At 58.6% G+C, this 19,631-nt stretch carries 18 protein-coding genes; 15 read left to right on the forward strand and 3 right to left on the reverse strand.

What is annotated here, in order from left to right; all coding sequences use genetic code 11:
- Nucleotides 1-56: 56 nt before the first annotated feature.
- From E5K02_RS09475 to E5K02_RS09505, 7 genes are all read left to right on the forward strand, one after another.
- Nucleotides 57-374 (forward strand): hypothetical protein, encoded by a 318-nt coding sequence (locus tag E5K02_RS09475; protein ID WP_135394339.1) that lies wholly within the window; start codon nt 57-59, stop codon nt 372-374.
- 9 nt (nt 375-383) lie between these two features.
- A complete protein-coding gene (locus E5K02_RS09480; RefSeq protein WP_135394341.1) occupies nt 384-1,082 on the forward strand; it encodes a hypothetical protein in 699 nt (232 codons plus the stop codon).
- Between the two features lie 88 nt (nt 1,083-1,170).
- Nucleotides 1,171-1,863, forward strand: coding sequence for a hypothetical protein (locus E5K02_RS09485; RefSeq protein ID WP_135394343.1), 693 nt, complete (start codon nt 1,171-1,173; stop codon nt 1,861-1,863).
- 286 nt (nt 1,864-2,149) lie between these two features.
- On the forward strand, nt 2,150-2,713 hold the full coding sequence (locus tag E5K02_RS09490) for a hypothetical protein (RefSeq protein ID WP_167856336.1): 564 nt from the start codon (nt 2,150-2,152) through the stop codon (nt 2,711-2,713).
- Nucleotides 2,710-3,525, forward strand: a complete 816-nt coding sequence (locus tag E5K02_RS09495; RefSeq protein ID WP_135394347.1) for a sensor histidine kinase — start codon at nt 2,710-2,712, stop codon at nt 3,523-3,525. Before E5K02_RS09490 ends, E5K02_RS09495 begins: the two co-directional genes overlap by 4 nt.
- Nucleotides 3,522-3,935 carry a response regulator gene (locus E5K02_RS09500; protein ID WP_135394349.1) on the forward strand — a complete coding sequence of 138 codons (414 nt, stop codon included), beginning with the start codon at nt 3,522-3,524 and terminating at the stop codon, nt 3,933-3,935. The genes E5K02_RS09495 and E5K02_RS09500 overlap by 4 nt, the downstream gene beginning before the upstream one ends.
- Before the next feature lie 152 nt (nt 3,936-4,087).
- Nucleotides 4,088-5,479, forward strand: a complete 1,392-nt coding sequence (locus E5K02_RS09505) for a hypothetical protein (protein WP_135394351.1) — start codon at nt 4,088-4,090, stop codon at nt 5,477-5,479.
- A 16-nt stretch (nt 5,480-5,495) separates the two neighbouring features.
- Here the strand turns inward: E5K02_RS09505 and E5K02_RS09510 are convergent, their stop codons facing one another.
- Entirely contained in the window at nt 5,496-5,858 is a 363-nt protein-coding gene (locus E5K02_RS09510) for an MGMT family protein (protein WP_135394353.1), read from the reverse strand.
- A gap of 157 nt (nt 5,859-6,015) precedes the next feature.
- Here E5K02_RS09510 and E5K02_RS09515 point away from each other — a divergent pair, with 157 nt between their 5' ends.
- From E5K02_RS09515 to E5K02_RS09540, 6 genes are all read left to right on the forward strand, one after another.
- Complete coding sequence (locus E5K02_RS09515) at nt 6,016-6,510, forward strand: YciE/YciF ferroxidase family protein (RefSeq protein ID WP_135394355.1); 495 nt, start codon at nt 6,016-6,018, stop codon at nt 6,508-6,510.
- A 176-nt stretch (nt 6,511-6,686) separates the two neighbouring features.
- A complete protein-coding gene (locus tag E5K02_RS09520; protein WP_135394357.1) occupies nt 6,687-7,844 on the forward strand; it encodes an efflux RND transporter periplasmic adaptor subunit in 1,158 nt (385 codons plus the stop codon).
- 107 nt (nt 7,845-7,951) lie between these two features.
- Complete coding sequence (locus tag E5K02_RS09525; protein ID WP_135394359.1) at nt 7,952-11,050, forward strand: efflux RND transporter permease subunit; 3,099 nt, start codon at nt 7,952-7,954, stop codon at nt 11,048-11,050.
- A 69-nt stretch (nt 11,051-11,119) separates the two neighbouring features.
- Nucleotides 11,120-12,556 (forward strand): TolC family protein, encoded by a 1,437-nt coding sequence (locus tag E5K02_RS09530; RefSeq protein WP_135394361.1) that lies wholly within the window; start codon nt 11,120-11,122, stop codon nt 12,554-12,556.
- A gap of 88 nt (nt 12,557-12,644) precedes the next feature.
- Nucleotides 12,645-13,064 carry a hypothetical protein gene (locus E5K02_RS09535; RefSeq protein WP_135394363.1) on the forward strand — a complete coding sequence of 140 codons (420 nt, stop codon included), beginning with the start codon at nt 12,645-12,647 and terminating at the stop codon, nt 13,062-13,064.
- A 200-nt stretch (nt 13,065-13,264) separates the two neighbouring features.
- A complete protein-coding gene (locus E5K02_RS09540) occupies nt 13,265-14,950 on the forward strand; it encodes a T9SS type A sorting domain-containing protein (protein WP_167856337.1) in 1,686 nt (561 codons plus the stop codon).
- Between the two features lie 108 nt (nt 14,951-15,058).
- Here the strand turns inward: E5K02_RS09540 and E5K02_RS09545 are convergent, their stop codons facing one another.
- Together E5K02_RS09545 and E5K02_RS09550 are read right to left on the reverse strand one after the other, a co-directional pair.
- Entirely contained in the window at nt 15,059-16,324 is a 1,266-nt protein-coding gene (locus E5K02_RS09545) for a zinc dependent phospholipase C family protein (protein WP_135394367.1), read from the reverse strand.
- A 215-nt stretch (nt 16,325-16,539) separates the two neighbouring features.
- Nucleotides 16,540-17,004 (reverse strand): MaoC family dehydratase, encoded by a 465-nt coding sequence (locus E5K02_RS09550; RefSeq protein ID WP_135394369.1) that lies wholly within the window; start codon nt 17,002-17,004, stop codon nt 16,540-16,542.
- Between the two features lie 412 nt (nt 17,005-17,416).
- On the opposite strand from E5K02_RS09550, the gene E5K02_RS09555 reads away from it, so the two are divergent.
- On the forward strand, nt 17,417-18,112 hold the full coding sequence (locus tag E5K02_RS09555; protein WP_135394371.1) for a response regulator transcription factor: 696 nt from the start codon (nt 17,417-17,419) through the stop codon (nt 18,110-18,112).
- Nucleotides 18,109-19,440, forward strand: a complete 1,332-nt coding sequence (locus E5K02_RS09560) for a sensor histidine kinase (protein WP_135394373.1) — start codon at nt 18,109-18,111, stop codon at nt 19,438-19,440. The genes E5K02_RS09555 and E5K02_RS09560 overlap by 4 nt, the downstream gene beginning before the upstream one ends.
- Nucleotides 19,441-19,631 lie beyond the last annotated feature (191 nt).

Genomic DNA, 19,631 nt, shown 5'->3' on the forward strand with positions numbered 1-19,631 from the left:
AGCAGTAGCGTTTTTTGTTCAACAAATTCTTACTTACCTCCTAACAACACCATTGTATGGCATTCACCGGCGACGAAGGCGAAATCATTTATCAGAGTACGGCCGTACCAATGACCCGCGCCTACCGCGACGAAAAAGGCACCACTTTTAAAGGTCAGTTTTTTGGCAAAAACAAGCTCAAGGAAGTTTTAGATGATGCCGGCTCAGAGTATGTCGGGATTCGCATCTACAATGCTTTGGATGAGTCGGGAAATACGTGCTTCGTAATAACGGCCGTGAAAGCCGATGAAAACGACTTGTACGAGAATAAGTTGTTGGCCAATGGCCCTTCCTGCCCCCCCTGCTGCGCCCCTGATAGTCCTTTAAACGAGTAACCAAGAAGTATGTCAGCGCCAGATACAGAAGGCCTAATAGCAATAAGCAAGCAATTAAACATAATTTCTCTGCTTACCTATTTAGTGCCGTTAGCGGTTGGTATTTGGCGTTGGCATTACTTAAGCCCAGCCTATAAAAAAATAGTATGGTTCGTGCTTATTGCGGGCAGCCTATTAAATACTTTGTCTGAAATATGCCGGATAGTTTGGCAAAACAATTTGGCATTCGTTTACCTAACCAACTGGACCGAGACATTTTTTCTAAGCTGGACATTTTACCTATCGTTTCGGTCACCCATTATTCGACGGCGTTTCAGCTGGGCTATTGGTGCCTTTATTGCAATAGCCCTTGTTCAGGTGATTTTTCTGCGTGGTCTATACGCGTCCAATACTTATGCCCGAGTAGCCCAAAGTATCCTACTTAGTGGGGCCTCTCTGGTTTATTTCGAGCAGACGCTACAAGAACTACGCAATATTCGTCTCAATCATGACCCGATGTTTTTAGTGAGTACAGGAGTACTAATTTACTTTGCTGGCTCGCTGATGGTCTATGTTTTAGAGGATTCAATGTATGCGCAAAAGCAATATGACCAGGTTTGGATAATGTACAGCATCCAATTCATTCTGCTTATTGTATTCAACTTTCTACTAGCTCTCGCTTTATATCGAACTGGGCAAAACGCCAAGCGCGTAAACCTCTTAATCTGACGAGGGGTAGCTTCAGTAAACAGACAGGCCCACCCTATTGCCTCAGTTTCTTACCGCTCTCCCAGGCGTTGTGTTTCTTTTTGTTGCCATGGATACCGAGCAAATTGTGGCTTTTGCCCGCCAGTTCAACAACGTTGCTTTGCTTACGTATCTTATACCTTTGGTAGTAGGCATATGGCGGTGGAAATCCTTGCTGACGGTGTATCGTCCATTAGTTTGGTTTGCTATAGTACCGGGCTGTTTGCTAAATGGCTTACTAGCTGAGATAGGCAGACACATCTTACACAATAATATCTTCTTTCTACAACTGGCAACCATTGGGGAAACCTTATTCCTAGGATGGGCCTATCACTATGCCTTTCATTCAAGTTTTGCTCGCAAAGTTTTAGCGGGAGGAGCACTAATTTTTTTAGCTACTTACTTTATCGAAGCATTCTACATAAATGATTTTGGCGTTGGGCAGGATATTTACACTCATGTTGTCCAGAGCCTTTTATTAGTTGGAGCCGCCGTAGCTTATTTCGAGCAGACCTTGCGCGAGCTACGCAATATTGACCTTGGAGAAGACCCTATGTTTATGGTTAGTGTTGGCTCTATCTTATATTATGCGGGTACATTAATGGTTTTTGTACTTGAAAGCCAGATGCAGTCACAGCCCGACCTTATCTGGACTATGTATATGATTCAGTTTATCCTACTCATCGTGTTTAATGTATTTCTAACTATTGCTATTTGGAATGGCAACCATCAGACGGAGTGTATCTCTTCCGTAAGCCAATAGCTGGACCGTAGCCGGCAACGATACTCTCAAGCCCCTATTTTTGGGACCTGCTTTACCACTAGCACCAAATTTTCTTAGCTCAATCATATCAATCCTACTCGGGATTGTGTAATTTCCTCTCTTCACTCCCATCCCATTTCACACCCTTGCCGCGCTTTGCATGCAGATTCCTTCGTGGCTTCTCACGTTTTGCGAATACTTGGAGCATACAGCCAGCTTGATGGTACTGATTCCCCTGGGATTGGCCTTTTGGCGGTGGCCTCGCCTCCCGAACCCGATGCGGCTTATGACGGGCTACTTAGTGTTTACGGAACTAGCCTTGCTGCTCTCCAGCCTTGTTGAACTATACCGGCCCCAGTGGAACTACGCGCTTTGGCATGTATTCACGCTAGTCCAGACGCTGTTCTTTTTCCGGATTTATTATCTCACCTTGTCGGCTCGCACGGTGCGTCGCTTAATTAAATTTATGGCCGGGGGCTTCACCGTCTTTGCGTTGCTCGACACCTTCTACTTAGAGGGTCTTCAGCAGGTGAACTCCTATACCCATGTAGCCCAGAGTGCCCTGCTGATTGGATTAGCCTTGCTGTATTTTGAGCAGTTGCTCAACGAGCTACACATTACGCGTTTAGAACAAGACCCACTTTTTTTGGTAAGTTCCGCGGTTGTTTTGTATTTTTCGGGTACGGTACTGCTGTATGTATTCGTTAACAAGCTTTCCGCCCCCGCTGATTACGCGAGCCATCAAGTGATTTATACTCTTAATGCTATGGTCAATTTGGTTCAGTATCTGCTGTTTGCCCTAGCGTTTTGGTATGCTGGTCGGGCCCAGTCTTCCCGGTCGCACTCATGAATACGTGGCTGCTCCCGGTTATGCTGGCTACGCCGGTGCTGCTGCTGCTAGCCCTGGGCATTGTGGGCTTTGTACTACGCTATCAGCGCCGTCTACTGCGCCAGCAGGAGCAGCTCCGGCAAGTCCGCGACGCCTCCCAGCAACAGGCTTTGGAAGCAGCCTTGCTGGCGCAGGAAGATGAGCGCCGCCGGATTGCGGCTGATCTGCACGATGGGGTGGGCACCACTTTAGCCATTGCCAAACTGCACCTGAGTACCCTGGGGCAACCAAACTTGACCGAAGAAGCAACTGCCCTGCTCGACCAAGCTATTGGCGAAGTGCGCCGCATCTCCCGCAACCTGTTGCCGGCCGCTCTGCAGAAGTTCGGCTTACCCTTCGCCCTGGATGCCCTGGCGCGCACCGTCCCGGCCGATGGCCCTACCCACGTTATCATTGAACAACGCGGCCAACCCCGCCGCCTCGACCCCAAACGGGAGCTTATCGTATTCCGAGTAGTGCAGGAGCTGCTGGGCAACGGCCTGCGCCACGCCCACGCCGACACGATAGAGGTAAGTGTGGATTTTGGGCCGGATTACCTCTCCTTGCAATACCGCGACAACGGGGTTGGCTTTGACCCCGCGGCCGGCGACCTGCCGCCCGCGCCCGGCGTCCGCTCAGGGCTTGGCCTTACCAATTTGCGCAGCCGCGTAGCGGTACTGCACGGCACCCTGCGCCATGAGTCGGCCCCGGGGGCAGGCAGCAAAGTTTGGATTTCCTTCCCTATTCCGTATCTTCCGGCCGATCAGAAACCCGCCCTAACTACCTCTATATGAGCACACCTAGTATCCGCTTAGCCGTCGTCGACGACCATATTCTATTTCGTAAAGGGCTGCGGGCCCTGATTAGTGGCTTCCCGGATATGGAAGTGCTTTTCGAAGCCGGTGACGGTCAGGAGCTTCTAGAGCACCTCGACCAGGGGATCATACCCGATGTTGTGTTGATGGATTTGCAGATGCCCACCCTTGACGGTCTGCAGACGGTGCGCCTGATGCGCGCTCAGTATCCCCGGGTACGGGTAGTCATCATTTCCATGCATGATGAGCCCGAATTGATTGACAGCCTGCATACAGAAGGCGCCCACGGCTATTTGCTCAAGAACGCGAATCCGGAAGAAGTACGGGGCGCTATTCTATCGGCAGCAGGCCAGGGCAGCTCGACTCGCTCGAGCATGGCAGTGCTGTAACAGTTCCCTTATTTTGTCTTGGTTTAAAAAACGCCGCGGAAAGCTCCGCGGCGTTTTGTTTTGTATTTTCCCAGTCTAAGCCACTTCTGCCTCGATTATCTTTGTGAGGCTCCAAGTGGGCCTTACCCGTTTATTCCTCTCTACAGTTTGTTGTGCACAAGTTCATTATTGCGGGCCTGCTGCTCTTAGTTTTAAAGACCTATCCGGCCGCCGCCCAAACCTATATTGTTGACGTAAGCAAGCACGCTATTGCTCTGGAGCCAACGGGCAGTTATCGGGTGGTGCAGGTAATAGATGCCCGCGCCGACCGTACTCGGCTGGGCGCAGTGTATCAGGGGCTGGACAATGTGCTAACGTCGGCCACCTTTGCCGAGCCGCTCGAAGAAACGCTGCTGCGCCATATACTGCCCACTCAGCCCGCAGCACCGGCGCGCCCAGTAAGCATGCGGGTGCATGTTCTGAGCCTGGGAGAAGACATCCGGCCATCCGTCGAAACTGGCACCGTGGAGCTGGTCGTAGACTTTTTGGAAAAACGCGACCAGGGCTACGCCGTGCTGGCTACGCACGGCGAAACGCTGGAAAGCACGGGCTTGGATGTAACGGGCAAGCTGGCGCCTCTACTTTCCCAGGCCCTGCGCAATAGCTTGTTGAAACTAGCGGCGCTGCCGGCGAATGCCGCCCCTCTAGGGCCAGTGCTGAGCGAACCAGAAGTTCTCAACGGCACGGGAGGAATAGCCGCCGTACGCTACCCTATTCAACAGGAACCGTTGCGGCGCGGCATCTACCGCACCTTTGCCGAGTTTCAGGCCAATCAGCCCAGCATCAACCAGGAGCCCTTTGTGCTTACGTATCGGAAGCGTACGGGCAAGCAGTGGGACGGAGCGGCCCGTATCGATGCCAACTATCTGTATATGAGTCCAGAGAAGCCCGAACGGCCGGTACGGGATGTCTGGGGCCTCTGTGACGGAGAAAAGCTTTATATCCTGCACCGCAATGACTTTTTTGAGTTGCAGCCGCAGGGTTGTGGGTACACCTTTACGGGCATAACCCCGGCCAACTCCTCGGATGTAGCGGCGGCAACCTTGCTGGGCGGCCTTGCCGGCGGTGTCTTGGCCGGGGCTATTTCCGGGGGCCAGCCCCGCCCTTACGAAGTACACTTGGCTTCGGGCCGGGTTGTGGCCAGTGCGCCGGCCTTAGCTACCGATGCGCAAGGCTTTGTCCAGGCCGACACGGCAGCTATTTATCTGTACCGCCGGCCCGATGCGGTTCCTTCGCAAACCCTGAAAGTAGTTATCGACAATCAGGAAGTGGCAACCCTGCTCCCCAGCAGCTACGTGGCCCTGGGCTGGCGTGACCGTCGCCACAAGATTACCTTATGCGTGCAGGGTGCTCAGCAGGCCTGTTACAGCTTCATTCCCGACTTTGCGGTAGCTACCTACCTGGAATGCGCTATTCCAAGTGCCGTGAATGAGGTGCCAACCTTTAGAAGGGTGCTTACCAAGGAGGGCATATTCTACGTGAAGAGGTTTCGGCCCCGCAAGTAGCGTCACGCATCTGCCTTTAGGCCAGTTCCACGCTTGGGTCCCAGAACAGGGTTTTGAAATCCTGTACCTGGTCGTCGACGACGCGTATGCCTTCGGCTTCCAAAAACTCCTGCATGGCCGTGGGCGTGGCAAAATGCTGGCGGCCCGTGAGCAGCCCTAACCGGTTGATAACCCGGTAGGCGGGTATGGCCTCGGGGCCGACGGTGGGGTGCGCCGCCATCATGGCCCACCCCACCATCCGGGCGCCGTGCCGGGCCCCGAGGTAGTGGGCAATGGCTCCGTAGGTGGTCACGCGGCCGCGCGGAATCAGGCGGACCACGTCGTGCACGTCGCGGAAGAAATTTCGGTGGGCGTCGGTGGGCTGTTTCGGCGTTTTCATACCGGCAAAGTACGGGGAAACGGGGTCGTGGATACGCCCCGCCCGAAGCTCAACACTAGCCTTGGCCCTACAAACCTCCTGAGCTGTAGTGCGTAGAGGAGGTACTGCTGCTTAGCAGGAAATATTCTTTCCCTAACCTCCACTACTCCTACTTGCTATGTCTGACAAACTCAAAAGCCTCGACGACCTGTTTCAGGAACAACTCAAAGACCTTTACAGCGCCGAAACGCAGCTGACCAAGGCCCTGCCCGATATGGCCAAAGAGGCCCGCGACCCGCGCCTGCAGCAAGCCTTCGACCAGCACCTGATTGAAACCAAAAACCAGATTGCCCGCCTCGAGCAAATAGGCCGCGGCCTGGGTGCCGACTTGGAAGGCCACACCTGCAAAGCCATGCAGGGCCTGGTAGCCGAGGGCAAGGAAACCATTGCGGAAGACGCTACCGACGAAGTAAAAGACGCGGCTCTGATTGCCTCGGCTCAGCGCGTGGAGCACTACGAAATTGCCGGCTACGGCACGGCGGCCCACTATGCCCTGCGCCTGGGCCACACGGAGGCGGCCGAGTTGCTGCGCCAGACGCTGCAGGAAGAACAGGCCACCGACACGCTGCTCAACAACCTGGCGAAGAACTACATCAACGCCAAAGCTATGTAAGGGGCCTTGCCCTACTCAAAAAAGCCTGCAACCAGCAGGCTTTTTTTGTGTCTTACCCCCTGTGGCAACCAAAGCCGCCGATTCGGCCGAACCCTTCCCGGGGGCCTGTCGTTGTTGAACGTCAGCGGTCTGGCAAGTGGACCGCGGTGATTGAGTTGGGAAACATCCCCTTATACATGCAATACGAACAAGAAACGGTAGAAACGGAGTCGCGCCCCGGGCGCAAGGTGTTGTGGATTGTATTAACTATAGCCATCATTGCCGCCCTGGCATTTGTTAAGATTAAATACTTTCCTTCCCCCAATGCCGACGCCAAAGGCGGTGGTGGCCGGGGTGCAGGCAGTGGTGGCGGCGGCAAAGGTGGCCCCGGCGGGGGGCCGGGTGGCAAAGGCGGCGGGCAGAAGCTCCCGGTGCAGGTGTACGTGGTGAAGCCCACCAATCTTTCCGACGAAGTAGCTGCGACCGGCTCGGTACTGGCCGACGAGTCGGTGGTGATAAAGAGTGAGCTGTCGGGCAAAATCACCAGCCTCAATATCCGGGAAGGCCAGCCCGTGCGCAAAGGTCAGTTGCTGTTCAGCATCAACGCCGATGAGGCCCAGGCCGCCATTCGCAAGCAACAGTATAATATTCAGCTGTTCCGCGACCAGGAAAAGCGCCAGCGCACCCTGCTCGACAAAGAATACATCAGCGCCCAGGAATACGAGCAAGCCAACAACCAGCTGCTGACGGCCCAGGCGGATCTGAAAGCCCTGCAGGCTTCTCTGGATAAAGCCTACGTGCGGGCGCCTTTTGATGGGGTGCTGGGCCTGACGACGGCCACAGTGGGCACCTACGTAAGCCCCGGTGCCGAAATAACGACCCTCTCGCGGGTGCGGCCGGTCAAGATTGACTTTGCCGTGCCCGGCCGCTTTGCCAGCAACGTGCGCGTAGGCGACGTGGTAGCCGTGACGGACGAAGGCACCAACAAAAAGTACGAAGCCAAGGTGTACGCCATTGACCCGCAGATTGACCCCGTGAGCCGCACCCAACCAGTGCGGGCCCGCTACGCCAATGCCAACAACGAGCTGCGGCCCGGCGCTTTCGTGAAAGTCAACCTGCAACTGGGGGAATCGACCGACGCCCTGCAGGTGCCCACCGAATCGGTGATTCCCGAGGCCAGCGGCTACAGCGTCTACACCGTAGAAGGAGGCAAGATGGTACCGAAGAAAGTGAAAATCGGAATTCGCTCCGACAAAGTGATTCAGATTACCGACGGCCTGGCCGTGGGGGACTCCGTGATTCGCACGGGCATTCTGCAAGTGAAACCCGGCGACGCGGTACGCGTGACAAAGTAATTTCTGTCCCGGGCCGTCCATCGTGCTACTACTCTGGTTTGTACCAACTGAGTAGCAACGATAATCGGCCCGGTGAATTTCACCGCAACCACTGCGTGTAACTGTATATGAGCTTATCATCCACCAGCATCAACCGCCCGGTCCTCGCCATCGTGATGAGCCTTGTCATCGTGATATTTGGCGTTATCGGGTTTCGCTACCTCAGCATCCGGGAATACCCCAGCGTTGACCCGCCCATTATTACGGTGTCAGCGGCCTACACCGGCGCCTCGGCCGACGTGATGCAGGGCCAGGTCACGGAGCCGCTCGAAGAAGCCCTGAACGGCATTGCGGGCATTAAGAACCTAACCTCCAACTCCCGGGACGGCCGCACCCAGATTACGGTGGAGTTTGACCTCGACGCCGACCTGGAAACGGCCGCCAACGACGTGCGCGACAAGGTATCGGGGGCCCAGGGCCGGCTGCCGCGCGACATCGACCCGCCCGTGGTGAGCAAGGCCAACGCCGACTCCCAACCCATCGTCATGACCTACCTCAGCTCCAACCAGCGCACGTTGCTGGAGCTGACTGACTATGCCAATAACACCCTCAAAGAGCGTCTGCAGACCATTCCGGGCGTGTCGGAAGTGCGGGTATACGGCGAGCGGAAGTACTCCATGCGCCTGTGGATGGACCCGGTGAAGCTGGCGGCCCTGGGCGTGAGCCCCGTGGACGTGCAGGCTGCCCTGACCCGCGAAAACGTGGAGCTGCCCAGCGGCGCCGTGCAGGGCCAAAACACCCAGCTCACCCTGCGCACCATGGGCCGGCTGACCTCGGTAGAAGATTTCAACAACCTGATTATCCGCAAGGACGAATCGTCGCTGGTGCGCTTGTCGGACATTGGCTACGCCGAGCTCTACCCCGAAAACGACCAGACTATCTTCAAGGTGAACGGCGTGCCGATGGTGGGCCTGGCGGTTATTCCGCAGCCGGGCTCCAACCAGATTGACATTGCCACGGAGTTCAACAAACGGATTGCGCTCTACGGCAAAGACCTGCCCAAGGACCTGGTGCTGAAGCCCGGCTTCGACAACTCGGTGTTTATCCGCAAGTCCATCAGTGAGGTAGAGCACACCATTATCGAAGCCTTCGTGCTGGTGGTTATCATCATCTTCCTTTTCCTGCGCGACTGGCGCTCCACGCTGATTCCGGTGGTGGCCATTCCGGTGTCGTTGGTGGGTATTTTCTTCGTGATGTACCTGCTCAACTTCTCCATCAACGTGCTGACGCTGCTGGCCATCGTGCTGGCCATTGGTCTGGTAGTGGACGACGCCATTGTGGTGCTGGAAAATATTTACTCCCGCATCGAGGAGGGTGAAGACCCCAAGGAGGCGGCCATTAAGGGGTCCGAGGAAATTCTGATGGCCGTTATCAGTACCACCATCGTACTGGCGGCCGTGTTTCTGCCCGTCGTATTCCTGACGGGGATTACCGGCCGCCTGTTCCGCGAATTTGGCATTGTGGTGGCCGGCTCGGTACTGATTTCGGCCTTCGTGTCCTTGACGCTGACGCCGATGATGTGCTCGGTGCTGCTCAAGCGCCAGGAAACCCACAACTGGTTTTACCGCAAAACCGAGCCCTTCTTCCAGAAGATGATTGGCGGCTACCAGGACAGCCTGCAAACCTTTTTGCGCAACCGCTGGCTGGCGTGGCTCGTGGTGGCCGGTACGGGCGTGGGCATCTGGTTTTTCATGAAAGCTATTCCCTCGGAACTGGCCCCCGTGGAAGACCGCAGCCGCGTGAACATCAACGCCACCGGGCCGGAAGGCGCTTCCTTCGAGTACATGGACGCCTACATGGCCCAGATTACCAAGATGGCCATGGACTCGGCCGGTACAAACAGCCTGAGCAGCGTCTTTGCCGTGACGTCGCCGGGCTTCGGCGGGGGTTCCAACTCGGGCACGGCCCGGGTGCTGCTCCTCGATGCCGACCAGCGGCCCCGGACCCAGGATCAGGTTGCTACGGCCCTGAGCTCGGGCGTGAAGCGTCTGACTGCCGCCCGCACCTCCGTGTCGCAAGACCAGAGTATCGGCGGGGGCGGCGGGGGTGGCGGGGGCCTGCCGGTGCAGTTCGTTATCCAGACGCAGGACTTCGACAAGCTGCGCGCAGCCGTACCGAAATTCCTGGATGCCGCCCGCCAGGACCCCACGTTCCAGTTCGTGGATGTCAACCTGAAGTTCAACAAGCCCGAGCTGCGCGTGAACATTGACCGGGAAAAGGCCCAAAGCCTGGGCGTATCGGTGCAAAGCATCAGCCAGACCCTGCAAGCCGGCCTGAGCGGACAGCGCTTCGGCTACTTTATCCGGGAGGGCAAGCAGTACCAGATTATTGGCCAGGTGGCGCGCGAAGACCGCAACCAGCCCCTGGACGTGCGCCTGCTGTCGGTGAAAAGCACCGACGGCACGCTGGTACAGCTCGATAACGTGATTAACCTGACCGAGAGCAGCACCCCACCCCAGCTCTACCGCTTCAACCGCTACAACTCGGCTACGTTCTCGGCCTCGCTGGCGCCGGGCAAAACCCTGGGCGACGGTATTGCGGCCATGCGCGGCATCGCCGAGAAAAATCTCGACGACACCTTCTCCACCGAACTGTCGGGCGCCTCGCGCGACTTTGAGGAAAGCTCTTCGTCCCTGCTCTTTGCCTTCGGCCTGGCCCTGGTGCTGATTTACCTGGTGCTGGCCGCCCAGTTTGAGAGCTTCCGGGACCCCATCATCATCATGGTGACGGTACCGCTGGCCTTGTCCGGGGCCTTGCTCAGCTTGTGGTACTTCAACCAGACGCTCAACCTGTTCTCCCAGATCGGCATTATCATGCTGGTGGGTCTGGTTACCAAAAACGGTATTCTCATCGTGGAATTTGCCAACCAGCAGGTCGAGAATGGCAAGGACTACATGACCGGCCTGATCGAAGGAGCTACGGCCCGCTTCCGCCCTATCCTGATGACTTCGCTGTGCGCCATTCTGGGTATTCTGCCCATTGCCATTGCCACCGGGGCCGGCGCCCTGAGCCGGCGGGCTATGGGTATCGGGGTTGTGGGTGGCTTGTTCTTCGCCACTGCCCTGACCCTGTACGTAGTGCCGGTGATGTACTCGTATTTCGCCACGGCTAAGAAGCACCATAAGAACCAGGAAGAAGCCGAACCCAAGCAAGCTGTAACGGCTTAATGCCCATTGAAAATCCGGCCGCCGTTCGTACCGGGCGGGGCCGGATTTTTGCCCATTATTTTGTCTAGAATGCAGTTTTCCGCCCGTCTTCGCTCTTTCTCACCCCTAGCCGCATTTTTTCTGCTGGCCTTGCCCGCGCTGGCCCAGCAGCCCGTGCCCATGCCACGGCAACCAGCCACCCAGCCCCAGGGAAAGCCGCAAACGGAAAAGCCTGTAACGGTAGCTTCCGCGGCGCCGCTTTCCCTGACCGAGGCCATCCGTATCGGGTTGGAAAACAACTACAATATTCGCCTGGCGGCTACCGATGAGCAGATTGCCGAAAACAACGTGACCCGCGGCAACGCCGGGCAGCTGCCGGTCGTGAACGGTAACCTGACCCGCAACTTCAACCGCAACAACGTGCGGCAGGAGTCGTCGAGCCGGCCCGAGCCCAGCACGGCCAGCAATGCGCAGTCGAACCAGCTGAATGCCAACGTGGCCGCTACCTGGACCGTATTCGACGGCTTCGGCATGTTCATCGCCTACGACCGGCTCAAGGCCCTGAACCAGAGTCAGCAGCAGCTCACGCGGGCTACGCTGGAGGAAACCGTGGCCGATATTACCAGTGCCTACTTTGCCGTGGTGCGCGAGTCGGGCAAGATCAAGTCGATTGAGGAAGCCCTCAAAATTGGTCAGGCCCGCATCGACCTGACCCAGGCCCGCGTGGAGGTGGGCGTGAGTGCCAAGGTAGAAGTGCTAACGGCCCGCGTGGATTACAACGCCGACCAATCGGCCTTGATTCAGCAGCAGGAGGCCTTGGCTACGGCGAAGATTACCCTCAACAACCTGCTGGGCCGCTCCCCCCGCCTCGACTTTCTGCCCTCGGATTCCATTGTGGTGGCCCGCGACCTGAACCGCGACGCCGTGGCCCAGGCTATTGAGCAAAACAACCCCCGCCTGCAACAGGCCCGCACCAACACGGAAGTAGCTACCTTCGACCGGAAACTGGTCCGCGCCTCGCGCTTTCCCCAGGTTGGCCTGACCTCGGGCTACGGGCTGAACCGCAACGTGAACGGAGCCGCTTTTTTCGGTAGCCAGCTCGTGACCAACACCAGCCGCAACTACGGCCTGAATTACGGCGTGGTAGCCTCGGTGCCTATTTTCGACGGCTTCAACCGCCGCCGCCTCGAGCAGAATGCCCGCATCGGGGAAGAGCAAAGCCAGTTGCAGCTCAGCCAGACCCAACTGCAGCTCGAATCGGAGGCGGAACAGGCCTTTGCCCAGTACCAGAACCGCCTGCAGCTGCTGGAGCTGGAAGAAGCCAACATTCTGCTGGCCCGCGAAAATGTGGCCATTGCCCTGGAGCGGTACCGCCTGGGTCTGCTCACCCCTATTGCCCTGCGGGAAGCCCAGCGCACCCAGCTCGATGCCGAAGTGCGTTTGCTCGACATCCGCTTCCAAGCCAAGCAGGCCGAAATTGTGCTGCGCCGCCTGAGCAGCGGCCTGGTACAGCAACAGGGTCAATAAGTAGCAGCACTAGCACGCAGACAACGGCAGCTTCTGTATCTTAAAGGCCCACGCCCCCACGCCCGGAGGCGTACTGCCCCGACGTATTATGGCCGCTTCCGAGCCTGCTGCTACCTGTAGCATCGTTTACCGCCCCGACCTGCACTTGCTGGTAGGCCGCTGGCCCGGCGACGCGCCGGTGCCCCAGCTGCAAGCCGATTACGAAGCCATCCTGCAGGAGGCGGAGCGCTACAGCGTAGCCCGCTGGCTGCTCGATGTGCGCCGCCGCGACCAGCTCAGCCCCGAATTAGGGCAGTGGGCCAATTATACGTTCTACCCGCTGGCCAGCACCCGCCTGGCGCCCCAGCTCCTGCGCATAGCCGTGCTGTGCTCCCCGGCCCGCCTGGCCGTATACGACTCGGATGCCCAGCAGCGGGCCTACCTGGCGTATGGCCTTTCGGCGGAACGGACCTACCGGCTGCGTTTATTTGGCAGTGAAGGAACGGCTATGGAATGGCTGTATAGCTAGCTGCATGCCCTATTCAGGTCTGGATTTCGGTTTTTCCAGCCGGGCAGCAAAGCCAGAGCAGTGGTATAATACACAACAATAGGACGCGGTTTTCCGAATATAGCCCGGCACTCACCCGTGCCGACGGCTGCTTCGTGGTCGGCGGAACGGGTCAGGTATTGGTAGGCCTACCCCACTCACTTATCCTGAACCGCACCTTTGTGAAAACAACTACTCCGTTTCTGCGCCCTTCCTTAGTTGCTGCATTCCTGCTAGCTAGTTTAACCAGCCGCGCCCAAACCCCAGCCTGGCAATCGGTGGTAGCCGCGGGCTGGGACGTAGCCGCTAGCGCAGCCGACGCGGCGGGCAACGTCTACCTGGCCGGCACGTTCGACGGTACTATTACCCTGGGCAGTACCACGCTGATTACTGCCGGCAACCGGGACATCTTTGTAGCCAAGTGGAGCACGGCTACCAACAGCTTCCTTTGGGCCCGGCGGGCGGGCGGCTCCGGCCCGGATGCCGTGAATGCTATAGCCGTGAGCGGGACCAATGTGTACGTAGCCGGCACCTTCGTAGGCGCCGCCGCCAACTTCGGCGCGACGACGCTGGCCTCGGCCGGTGGGAATGATATTTTCGTGGCCAAGCTTACGGATGCGGGTTCCGCCCCTTCGTTCAGCTGGGCGCAGCGGGCGGGCGGTAGTATCGGCGACTATCCCGCCGCCCTGGCCGTCAGCAACTCCGGGGTTTTCCTGACCGGACGGTTCGAAAGCTCGACGGCTACCTTTGGCAGCACGACCCTCACCAGCAACGGCTTCGACGACATTTTCGTCGCCAAGCTCACCGATGCCGGCGCTACCAGCAGCTTTGCCTGGGTACGGCAAGCGGGCGGCCCGGGCGTAGACCAGGCCCAGGCGCTTGCCGTGAATGGCCTGAACGTCTTTGTAGCCGGTAATTTCAGCGGCTCGGCCCGCTTTGGCGCCAACACGCTGACGGATGCCGGGCAGGGCGACCTGTACGTAACCAAGCTGATTGACAACGGCACCTCCGGCAGCTTCGAATGGGCCACCCGGGGCGGCAGCAATGGCTTCGACCAGGCCTCGGCTTTAGCAGTCAGCAACACGGGTATCTACGTGGCCGGCAGTTTCCAGGGCCGCACCGCCAGCTTCGGCACGCAGCAGCTCACCAATGCCGGCACGTTTGGCGACGTCTACGTGGCCAAGCTCCTGGATACGGGCAGCAGCGCCAGCTTTGTGTGGGCCCAGCGTGGGGGCGGCGCCCAGAACGACCAAGCCGCGGCGTTGGCGGTCAATGGTTCTAGTGTGTACGTGGCCGGTACTTTCGACCAGAGCCCCGCCACCTTTGGCAGCACCACGCTTCCCAACGCCGGCGGCACCGACGGATTCGCAGCTCGCCTGACCGATGCCGGGGTTAGTGGCAACTTTACCTGGGCCCTGGGCTTTGGCGGCACCTCCGGTGATTTTGCTAGCTCGATAGCCGTTATCGGCAAGCAAGTATACGTCGGCGGTACGGCCAGCCCACCGGCCAGCTTCGGCGTGCTTGGTTTGCTGCCTAGCCCCAGCACGGGCACCGTCGGCTTTCTGGCTTCCCTGGTCGACAATGCCCCTTTAAGCCAGCGGGCCGCCTCGCAGTTGCCGGGCCTGAGCATCTACCCCAACCCCGCCCGGAATGCGGCTACCGTGGAGCTGCCGGCCGTGCTGGGCGCTACGCAGGCCACCCTAACCCTTACTGATGCTGTGGGCCGGGCCGTGCGCACCACCTCGGCGGCTCTCCCTGCCGGCGGTCTGCGCCATACCCTCGACGTAAGCAACCTGGCGCCGGGCCTCTACACGCTACGAGTGCAGATTGGCACCCACACCGCCACCCAGCCGCTAGCCGTGGAGTAAGCTGGCTTAGCAGCTACGACTCCCACAAAAAGCCCCGGCCGCGGAATTACGGTCGAGGCTTTTTGTGTGAGTCGTAGCTCCGGGAAGAACCGAAAAAGCTGATGGTTGCTATTTGATGTTGATGGCCCGCAGCTGCTGCAGCGCTTCCTGGGTTTCCTGGCGCTTGGCGGCTTCTTTCTCGTCTTCGTCTTTGGGTTCCTTCGGCGTGGTGCCGTAAAAAGTCAGGATGTTTTGCTTCTGCGGGCCACTCACGCCGTCGAACTTGGCCTTGGCCAGCTCCCGCACCCATTCGCCGTACGTTTGGTCGGCCAGGGCATATTCGCCGGCTTTGGTTTGGTGGCCGGTGTCGAAGTCGGCATTGGCCAGGCGCGGGGCCGCGGCTACCGTGTCTTTGGGTTCCTGCTCCACCAGAGCGCAGTATTTCACGATTACCTGCCGGAAGCTGGCCTTGAACAGCTCCTGCGCCTCGGGCGTGGGTGGCCGGAAGGCAAAGGGCTTCAGCGGCCCAATTTTGGGCATTACCCGCACGAAATACGACAGAATCCGGGCCCCGGTGCCGGGATGCTCGTAGGCGGTGCCGTACTGCTTGCGGAATTTCCGCTCACTCTCCTTATATACGTATTCGCGCCGGCGGGCCAGGGGGCTCAGCTTACGAATTTCCTTTTTCTGGGACTGCCAGGCGGCGCGGCTGGCAATGGGAATAAGCTGGCGCACGGCGAAGCGGAAGGAGCCGATGCTCAGGTCCACGTTGAAAATAACCTTGCCCAGCTCCAGGCCATAGGTTTTCTTGAAAGCCTCTTCCAGCACCCGCTTGCTTACCTGAAAGCCCACGTAGCGCTGGTAGTCACTGGTGCGGTAGCGGCCATTGGCCACCTGCACCACGTCGAAGGCAAACTCGAGCTGGGTGTGCTGCTTGGGCGCCTCGACGTAGGTAATGTTCCTGCCAAACTTCTGCCCCAGTTCCGGATACACCAGCGGCATGGCCTTGTTGGTGCCCTCGGGGTGGCCGTTGATGTCGGCCGCATAGTGGCCCAGCGCGCCCAGGGCAAAGGCGTACTCGTTGCGGTCCTGGGCCCCATCGAGCAGGTTGCGCACGAAGTCGCCGCTGCGCACGTAGTGGGTCAGGTTGGTAAACAGCGTGGAGCCAAAGGGGTAAAAGCCCATGTCCTGAATGATGGAGCCGCCGTAGGCGTAGGACTTGGCTTCGAGCAGTTGCTCATCGGTGGCACCGGGGTAGCGGCGCTGCAACAAGGGCATCAGGCAGCGCTGCCAGGTCGAGTCGATATTGGCCTGGTGGGTGAGCACCGAGTAGCCAGAGGCGGAAAGCGGCGCGAGCAATACGGCCCAGACGCTGCACAGTAACCATTTGAGCATGCAATAGGATACTTCCGCGCGGGACTACGATGTCGGGTGGGAAGCTTTGTCAGTACGGGAAAGCTGAACAGGAGTTATAATTGGAAAGGTTGAATTTCAGGCCTTAACCAACCAAAAAGGCAACGACTTCCAGCCGTTGCCTTTTTTCTAAACTATAAGCTCCCCATAAGGTTTTCGCCCGAAGCCGGCGCCGTACCCTGGGCTTGTAGCCAGCCTTATACAAAGTGGTAGAGAAAAGTAATGACTCCGCTGTAGGCCGGTTTCTTGGCGTCTTTTACTTCCATCGTCACCTCGATACGGGCTTTGGCAATGCCGCGCAGATCTTTCACCGAAAGCAGCTTGGCCCGCAGGCGCACCTCGCTGTTAACCGTGACGGCCTGGTTGAAGCGCAGGCTTTCGATTTCGTAATTCACCTGCATTTTCAGGTTCTCAATCTGCACAATCTGGGTCCACAGGTAGGGCAGCAACGACACGGTCAGGTAGCCGTGGGCAATGGTAGCGCCGAAGGGCGACTCGGCTTGGGCCTTATCGGGCTCGGTATGAATCCACTGAAAGTCTAGGGTAGCGGCGGCAAACTGGTTGATTTGCTCCTGCGTGATGGTGTGGTATTCGGAGACGCCTAGCTCCTGGCCTTGGTACTGCTCCAGCTCCTGGAGGCTGTTAATGGTTACCGTGCTCATGCGGGGTGGTGTAGGGGGAAAACGGTAGAGACGCAGCTTGGCGCCTACTGGTTGAGTAATTTGACTGCCCGGCAGCCGGTGGCTCCAACGAGCAAGCGCAAAGATGCGTCGCGGCCTTGGTTCTAGCACCGCACCAGCCTGTTTACTTACGCAGTGTACTCGGCGGCCGCTGCAGAATAGCCCTGCAGCCCGGCCTATTTTTCCTCTTCATACTCTCTTCACTGCCTGCCGAGCAAGTTTGCAGCGTTGATCCGGCAACAGTGCCGGGCTTGGTGCAGCCCTTCGGCCGGCGCCTGTGCCACCCGCAGTAGCCTTGCCCTGGGTCAACTTTCCGTTTTGCTTTCCTGTATCTTACCTTCCGGCCCCCGTACTGCGGCCGAGCCACGGAGGCTGTGCTTTTTTACTTTTTCCCATGAATGTTCTGATTGTTGAGGACGACAATGCCCTGGCCCAGGAGCTGGCCTTGTATCTGCAGCACGAGCGCTACCACTGCGACTTTGCCCGGACCGGGGCCGAGGCTTCGGAAAAGCTTTACGTCAACGAATACGACTTCGTGCTGCTCGACCTGGGCTTGCCCGACCAAGATGGGCTGCACCTGCTGGCCGAAGCCCGGCAGGAGCACAACAGTCAGGCATCCATTATTATTCTGAGTGCCCGCGGCTCGGTCGATGACCGGGTGAGCGGCCTGCAGCTGGGCGCCGACGACTACCTGCCCAAGCCCTACTCGCTGATGGAGTTGGCCACGCGGATGCAGGCCATTACGCGGCGCAAGCACGGCCTCACGCAGGAAACCTTGTCGTTTGGCCACTTCGTGATTAACCTCAGCGAGCGGACCCTGCGCCACGGCGGCACCGAAGTAGTCCTCACGCGCCGCGAGTTCGACCTGCTGCACTACCTGCTGCTGCACCGCGGCCGGGTGCTCACGCGCATGCAGCTCAGCGAGCATATCTGGGGCAACATGATCAGCGACCGGGACGACCACGACTCGAATTTTATCGACGTGCACGTGAAGAATATTCGCAAGAAGCTCAGTGCCTTCGACACCCACGAGTGGGTCGAGACGGTGCGGGGCATCGGGTACCGTTTCAAGCCGACCCAGGAAGTGTGAAGCTCCAGCAAAAGCTCGTTCTGCTCACCACGCTTTCCAAGGCCCTGATGGCGGTGGTGCTGTTGCTGGCCCTACCCTGGATTGTGGAAACCCTGGCCCTGGGCCACACCGACGCCTCGCTCCGGGCCGAGCAGCAGCAGGTGATGCGCCGCATTGGCGAAATCGGCATTGCGAGCTTTCTGACTGAGCCCAACCCCAACCAAAAAGTACACTACGACCTGCTGCAGGACGAATTCATTGACCTGCGCCGCGCTTCCACGCCCCTACCCGACACCGTGGCCACCCTGCCCCGGCAGCAGCACGGCACCCTGGTCGATTTTCGGGTGCTGCGCCACACGTTTCAGCTCCAGGGACAGTGGTACGTCGTGGAAATCGGCAAGAGCATTGCCTCGGTGGAAGACGTCTACTCCCTGCTCCGTTCCCTGGCCGCCTACGCCCTGCTCTTTGCCGTACTGACCACACTGCTCATCGAGCTGGGCGTCATCAACTACCTGCTCCGGCCCGTCGACCAGATTGTGGAGCGCCTGCGGGCGGTACAAGGCCCCATGCCCGCGCCCCTGCCGCCTCTGCAAACCACCACCTCCGACTTTCAGTACCTGGATGCCACTATTCGGCGCATGCTGCAGAAAATCCGGCGGGTGTTTGAGCAGGAGCGCGAATTTATTGCCAATGCCTCCCACGAGCTGCTCACGCCGGTCAGCATTCTGCAAAACCGCTTTGAGAACATGCTCCAGGCCGAAATTCTGCCCGAGGAAGCCGAACAGCAGATTGTGACCTCCCAGCGCACCCTGCACCGCCTGACGGCCACGCTGCGCACCTTACTCATGATTTCGCGCATCGAAAACGAGCAGTACGCCCGCAACGACAAGGCCGACCTCGGGGCCGTGCTGCAAGAAGTAGTTGACGAGCTGGAAGACCGTATTGCCGACGAGCAGCTGACGGTGGAATGGGCCCTGGAAGGCCGTCCCCACCTGGCCGCGGCCAATACCAGCCTGCTGTTCACCTTTTTCTACAACCTGCTCAGCAACGCGGTGAAGTACAACCACACCGGCGGCCGGATTCAGATTGGCGGCCAGCAGCCCGCAGGCCAGCCCTACCGCCTGCAGGTGCGCAACACGGGCCGCGTGATTCCGGCCGAGCACCTACCCCACCTGTTCGAGCGGTTTCGGCGGGCCTCTAATGTCCACACCGCCGAAGGTTACGGCCTGGGGCTGGCGTTGGTGCGCACCATTGCACAGTTTCACGGCTTCCGCTTGCAGGTCGAGTCGACGGAGCAGGAGGGCACGACATTTACCGTGTGGCTACCCACGGCAGAACTGGCGGCGTAGCCTGTTTCCAGAAATAAGTAGTCGACAACAAGGCCCTGCTCGGTAACGAGTGGGGCCTTTCGTGGTATTTTCGGCCTCGAACCATCGGGAATGAAAACCACGCGCTGCTTCTACCGTTGTTCTTAGTAGCCCCGGCACTTCCGGGGGACTCATAGTACGGGCTCAACCGCCTACTTTCCTCCTTCGCCCCG

It is taken from the genome of Hymenobacter metallicola, assembly GCF_004745645.1.
In the GTDB taxonomy this organism is placed as follows: Bacteria; Bacteroidota; Bacteroidia; order Cytophagales; family Hymenobacteraceae; genus Hymenobacter; species Hymenobacter metallicola.